Genomic DNA, 6,356 nt, shown 5'->3' with positions numbered 1-6,356 from the left:
ATTTTTATTTAGATTTTACACAAAAAAATTTGCTAAAAATTAATATAAAACTTATTGTAGATATATACTCTATATGCTAACCTGTATTCATAGAAATTCAGCAATATATGAATTAATTCTCAGTTATTACAGAAGGAGGAACATTTAATTGAACTTTAGAAATTATTTATACAAAATTGCATACTATTTAAGAGATTCAAATGGATTTGATAGGCTTTCTAAGTACTTGATTGTTACAGGATGTATATTTTCAATTAGTAGATATACTATTATGTTAGGATATGCCTTAATTATTTATGGAACCTGGAGGATCTTTTCAAAGAATAAATATAAAAGACATAGAGAGTTAGTAGTATTTGAAGACTATCTTTTTGCTATAAAGCAAAAATTCTATAGACATAAATATTCAGTTTCGGAATTCCGTGATTATAAAATATTTAAATGTCCAAAATGTTCTCAAAAGCTTAGAGTCCCTAGAAAGAAGGGGAAGATGGTTATTACCTGTAAAAAATGTGGCACTGAATTTAGAGGAAAGTCTTAGTAATTCCATCAAGTCTATATTCTACATTACGAATTATAATAAAGGTAAAAGCAATTTTTAAAGGAGAAGAAGCTATGAAAGTGGTATTTCAATATAAAGATGCAAGTGGAAAAGTACTTACAGATAATAATATGGAAAAGGAATTAACTAATGATGAAATACTTGTAATACTGAATAGCAAGCAAGTAGATTATCCTGTTAACAATGGATTTTTGTTTACTGTTAAACATTGTTTAATTGAGAATTCCACATACGATATGTTTACAGAACCTTATAAGTTAAAAATAAGTCTTATAGAAAAGCCAGAATAGCTGAGTACAGCATTATGGACATATTTTTTGGCAGTTTGTTAGAATAGAAAGAAGCATACTTCTTCCAAGGTATTCCTTCTTTAAAATAAAGCCTATATCTTACTTTACATGGTAATTTGAGATATAGGCTAATTTATTTTCTACCTGTGTATAACATATTGATACAATTGTTTATTGCTTTTGTTCATAAAATAAGAATAATACATTATTTTATGTACTAAAATATTTCCTATAAGAGTATAATTTTTTATACTTCATATGTGTTAGGAGGATAAAAATGAAATTAGGAATAATTGGACTCGGAAGAATGGGCTATAATTTAGCTTTAAATGCAAGAGAACATGGCCACCATGTGGTAGTTTTCAATAGAACCTTGGAAAAGGTAAAAGAAGCAGAAAAGGAAGGGCTAATTGGAGCATATAGCATTGAGGAACTAGTCAAGAAATTAGAAGGAAGAAGAGTCATATGGTTGATGGTACCTGCGGGCAATTCTGTAGATGAAATGATTGACAAGCTAGTTCCTCTATTAAGTAAACAGGACATAGTAATAGATGGAGGTAACTCTAACTATAAGGATACATTAAGACGATATAATTATCTTAAGAGTAAAGGAATAGATTTTGTTGACATAGGCACTAGTGGAGGAATTGAGGGGGCTAGGAATGGGGCCTGCACTATGATAGGAGCTGAAACTGAAGTCTTTGAATTTCTTGAACCCTTTATAAAAGATATAAGTATTGAAAATGGATATTTGCATACAGGAGCAAATGGTTCAGGGCATTTCGTAAAGATGATCCATAATGGTATCGAATATGGTATGATGCAGGCTATAGGAGAGGGCTTTGAAATATTAGAAAAATCTCAATTTAGCTTGGACTTTGAAAAGGTTGCAAAAGTCTGGAATCATGGATCTGTTATTAGAGGATGGCTTATGGAATTAACCGAGAATGCTTTTAGAAAAGATCCTCAGTTAGATGCAATTAAGGGCGTTATGTATTCATCCGGCGAAGGTTTATGGACTGCTCAAGAAGCATTGGAGCTTAAAGTAGCAGCAACAGTTATAACACAATCATTGCTTATGAGGTACAGATCAGAACAAGAAGATACTTTCACAGGGAAAGTCGTATCTGCACTAAGGAATGAATTTGGAGGACACGCAACCAAGAAAAATGATTAGTGCCCTCCTTATGTAGCGAAGTTAAAGGTCTAAATGACCTTTAACGGGCAACTTGCGAGCGGGAGCGAGTGGGTTAAAAGGCTAAAAGGAGGTGTAAATTTGAATCAAAATGTGGATCTGTCATGCATTATAGTTATATTTGGTGGAACAGGAGATTTAACTCATAGGAAGCTCATGCCAGCTTTATATAATCTTGCATACCAGCAAATGTTGCCGGAGGATTTTGCTGTTGTTTCCATAGGAAGAAGAATTTTAACTGATGAAGAATATAGGAATCAGGTCAAACAATCAGTAGAAAAATACTCTAGGTTCCCTATGGAAGAAGAAATATGGAAGGGCATTGAAAGTAGGATATATTATTTAGAATTTGACTTTCAGGATAACCATGGATATATAAGACTCAATAATGTATTGAAAAATCTTGATGAAAAATATAAAACAAATGGAAATAGAATTTACTATCTTGCTGTTTCTCCTGAGCACTTCGAACCAATAGTTGATAAATTAAAACTTTATGGTATGAATGCCAAGGAAAATAGTCATAGGAGAATAGTAATCGAGAAACCTTTTGGGAGAGACCTACAATCAGCTGCTTATCTAAATGAAAAGATAACTTTAGCCTTTAGTGAAGAAAATATTTATAGAATAGATCATTATCTTGGAAAAGAAATGATACAGAATATAATGGTTATAAGATTCGCTAATGTAGTATACGAATCCCTCTGGAACAGCAAGTATATTGATAATATTCAAATTTCCTCAAGCGAAATTGTAGGAGTTGAAAATAGAGGAGGCTACTATGAATCATCAGGAGCACTTAAAGATATGGTACAAAACCATATGTTTCAGCTCCTTTCACTGATAGCTATGGAGCCTCCTGCCAGTCTCAATACTGAAAACATCAGAGATGAGAAGGTGAAGGTGCTCCAATCCATTGAAAGTGTAACTCCGGAATATATTAAGGAAAACATGGTAAGAGGCCAATACGGAAAAGGTATAATTGGTAATAATGAAGTTTTAGCATATAGGGAAGAAGAAAAAGTAGCAATAGATTCTGATGTTGAAACTTTTGCTGCCATGAAGCTTCATATACAAAATTACAGATGGGCTGGAGTTCCCTTTTATATAAGGACAGGAAAGCGACTTGCTAATAAATCAACTGAAATTGTTGTACAATTTAAGTCTTTGGATAAAGTGTTATATTTCAAAGAATTTGATTATTTAGAGCCAAACCTATTAGGTATAAAAATTCAACCTTGTGAAGGGGTTTACTTTCAGATGAATGGTAAGAAGCCTGGAGTAGAGAATGAAATAATACCTATTCAAATGGACTTCTGTCAGAACTGTAATCTTGAGAACAATTCGCCGGAAGCATATGAAAGGCTTATTTTCGATGTAATGAAAGGGGACTCAACCCTATTTACAAGATGGGATGAGGTGGAATATTCCTGGAGGTTTGTTGATGCCATATCTAAGGTATGGAAAAATATTCAGAGTGATTTACCTATTTATAATTCAGGTACTTGGGGACCTGATGAAGCAGATGATTTACTAAAGAAAGATGGACGAAATTGGTGGAACATATAGAAAGGAGAATTATATGAAGATACATGATATATCAATGGACATAAATTTTGAAATGACAGTGTATAAAAATAAGGATATAAAAAGGCCTGTTATTACGGTTAATCAGGATTTTTCAAACAGCAGCGCCTATGAATCAAGTATAAAGATGGATATGCATACGGGAACTCATATAGATGCACCTCTTCATATGATAGAAAATGGTTCGAATATGGATCAGTTTAATATAGAAACAACAGTTACAAAATGTAAGGTTTTGGATTTTACTAATGTTGCAGACAGGATCACTGCGGATGATTTGGCTGCTAAAGAAATAAATGTGGATGATTTTATCATATTGAAAACTAAAAATTCCTATAGGGAAGATTTTGACTCTAAATTTGTGTTCCTTGAGGATAGTGGAGCTATGTATCTAAGAGACCGCAGGATAAAAGGTGTTGGAATAGATTCTTTGGGGATAGAGAGAGATCAAGAGGGGCACTACACTCATAAGGTTCTGCTCGGGAATGGGATAACAATTATTGAAGGTCTTAGACTTAAGGATATTAATGAAGGAGAATATGAGCTATGTGCTCTCCCTCTTAAAATCAGTGGTGTAGAAGCAGCACCGGCAAGGGCTATTTTAATAGAAAAGACAACAGTTTAATAATAAAGAGCTGCATAGTTTACCAAATTACTATGCGGCTTGTTAATTTAGGAAGCGTACATGAAATTGATGAACTGATATATGATATTCTGGATTCGGAGAATAAAATACCTGATATTGATTATATTCAAAGGACTCATTTGAGTTTGAACAAACAAAGGGTAAAAATGATATAATAAACACATTAGAAGTATATGTATTCTTAATAGTTTTATTTTATGTTTACAAATAACTTAATGAAAAGTGGTGATTATCGTGTGTGGACGTTTTTATATTGAAAATGATATAGAAGATATAATGGTAAGGTACGGAATAAAGAATACAAAGAACATAACCTATTCAAAGGGTGAAATATTCCCTGGCACCAATATCCCTATAATTTTTAATAATGAAGGAAAAAAATTAGACTTTTTTAGATGGGGATATCAGATTAGAGGCCTAAATAAAGAAATAATAAATGCAAGGATTGAAACAGTAGCCGAAAAACAAAATTTCAGAAAGGCTTTTTTCAATAACAGATGCATCATTCCAGCTAATGCTTTTTTTGAATGGCATAATAGAGAGAAGGGCAAGGATAAATATAAAATTTCTTTGAAGGATACTAAGATTTTTTCTATGGCAGGAATATATGACAATTTCATTGATAAAAATAATAATCCTTATTTTGGAGTTGTTATTTTAACTCGTGCAGCCAATGAACATATGAGTAAAGTTCATAACCGAATGCCTGTGTTTATAAAAAAAGAAGAGGAAGATGAGTGGCTGCTAGAATCTCCAAACAATACATTAAAACTTAAAGAAAAACTAGAAAATAGTAATTGTTTTAATTTAAACATAGCTCCAGTAGACGGGAGTAAGCAGCTCTCAATGTATGATTTTATTTGAAAACTAAAAATGATTAAATAAAGTGAAACTTGAATCAGATGGGGTTTTAACCCCACCTGATTCTTAGTTGAACGAATCCAGGGACATAGCTGCTCTTTACTCCCTGTTTGAGAACAGGGAGTATTAGAGCAGGTAGTCATCGGATAAAATGAAAGAAGAAGGATATGAGAAATATATTTCTTTAGTAGAGGATAATTATTCTAGAAAGCCTGTTAGGAAATCATATAATACTTATTATAATTCTAATAATTTTGACACAATACTGTAACAATAATCTTTTATTATATATTTACAGACTTTAATAAAATTAGAGGAGAAATATAATATGGATAATGTATTGGAAAATGTAAGAATGATATTAGAAATTTTAAACAGAAAATTATATGAGTATACAGGTATTGGAGTCATTATTCCTAGAGTTAAAAGAGTTAGAGTTAGAGTAAAACCTGTAGAACCAGAAGTAGTCATAAGAAATAGATAAATAATTATTTGGGTAGAACCTAAATAGATTTATATAAATATAAAAAATGAGGTGAATATTTATGCCATACATAAATTCAAAATTAACAGTAAAACTTTCAGATCAAGACAAGGAAAACTTAAAGAGCCAAATGGGAGAAATTATTGCAGCAATTCCAGGAAAATCTGAAGAGTGGCTTATGGTAAGCTTTGACGACAATGAAACAATCTATTTCAGAGGAAAGAAGATGGAAAAAGCTGCTTTCATTGAAGTAAAAATATTTGGAACTACAGAAAGACAGTACAAGAATAAAGTAACTGATTTGATATGCTGCCTTTATGAAAAAGAACTTAACATACCAAAGGACAGTATATACATAACATTTAGTGAAGTTAGCGACTGGGGCTTTAATGGAGAAATGTTTTAAAAGTCTGACCATGCACAGGGGATGAAAAATATTTTAGAACAAATTAGCGATCAAAGTATACAGAAGTAATAAATTATGTTCTAATTTGATAAGCTACATATATGCATTAGATTTATTTATAATATTTTAAAAAAGGTGGCTTAATATTAATGACTATTTTAAAAGAGCTTATTATCAGAGGTGTATTAGTTGTTGTATTGAATGATGCCATTATATTTTACTGGATTAGTAAACATTCTCGGAAAATAACATTGCCTTTAGCAATTGGAATTATAGTAATCACATGTATCGCATTAGTAATTAATATTTGGTATTGTCTTTATCA

The 6,356-nt window shown here is 31.6% G+C and carries 8 protein-coding genes; all 8 read left to right on the top strand.

The window, feature by feature from the left end; translation table 11 throughout:
* The first annotated feature begins 148 nt into the window (after positions 1-148).
* On the top strand, positions 149-541 hold the full coding sequence (locus I6U51_RS21690; RefSeq protein WP_211144650.1) for a hypothetical protein: 393 nt from the start codon (positions 149-151) through the stop codon (positions 539-541).
* A 74-nt stretch (positions 542-615) separates the two neighbouring features.
* Entirely contained in the window at positions 616-852 is a 237-nt protein-coding gene (locus tag I6U51_RS21685; protein ID WP_211144649.1) for a hypothetical protein, read from the top strand.
* Positions 853-1,129: 277 nt separating this feature from the next.
* On the top strand, positions 1,130-2,029 hold the full coding sequence (gene gnd / locus I6U51_RS21680; RefSeq protein WP_211144648.1) for a phosphogluconate dehydrogenase (NAD(+)-dependent, decarboxylating): 900 nt from the start codon (positions 1,130-1,132) through the stop codon (positions 2,027-2,029).
* Between the two features lie 99 nt (positions 2,030-2,128).
* Entirely contained in the window at positions 2,129-3,616 is a 1,488-nt protein-coding gene (gene zwf, locus I6U51_RS21675) for a glucose-6-phosphate dehydrogenase (protein ID WP_211144647.1), read from the top strand.
* Positions 3,591-4,259, top strand: coding sequence for a cyclase family protein (locus I6U51_RS21670; protein ID WP_246517597.1), 669 nt, complete (start codon positions 3,591-3,593; stop codon positions 4,257-4,259). The genes zwf and I6U51_RS21670 overlap by 26 nt, the downstream gene beginning before the upstream one ends.
* Before the next feature lie 255 nt (positions 4,260-4,514).
* Positions 4,515-5,144, top strand: coding sequence for an SOS response-associated peptidase family protein (locus tag I6U51_RS21665; RefSeq protein ID WP_211144646.1), 630 nt, complete (start codon positions 4,515-4,517; stop codon positions 5,142-5,144).
* A gap of 325 nt (positions 5,145-5,469) precedes the next feature.
* On the top strand, positions 5,470-5,625 hold the full coding sequence (locus I6U51_RS21660; protein ID WP_211144645.1) for a hypothetical protein: 156 nt from the start codon (positions 5,470-5,472) through the stop codon (positions 5,623-5,625).
* A 61-nt stretch (positions 5,626-5,686) separates the two neighbouring features.
* Positions 5,687-6,031: a phenylpyruvate tautomerase MIF-related protein gene (locus tag I6U51_RS21655; RefSeq protein ID WP_211144644.1), complete on the top strand. Its 345-nt coding sequence runs from the start codon at positions 5,687-5,689 to the stop codon at positions 6,029-6,031.
* Positions 6,032-6,356: the final 325 nt, after the last annotated feature.

Source organism: Clostridium aciditolerans, assembly GCF_016316925.1.
Taxonomy (GTDB): domain Bacteria; phylum Bacillota; class Clostridia; order Clostridiales; family Clostridiaceae; genus Clostridium_AM; species Clostridium_AM aciditolerans.
Note: the sequence above shows the minus strand (reverse complement) of the source record. Positions and strands in the feature narration are given on the sequence as shown.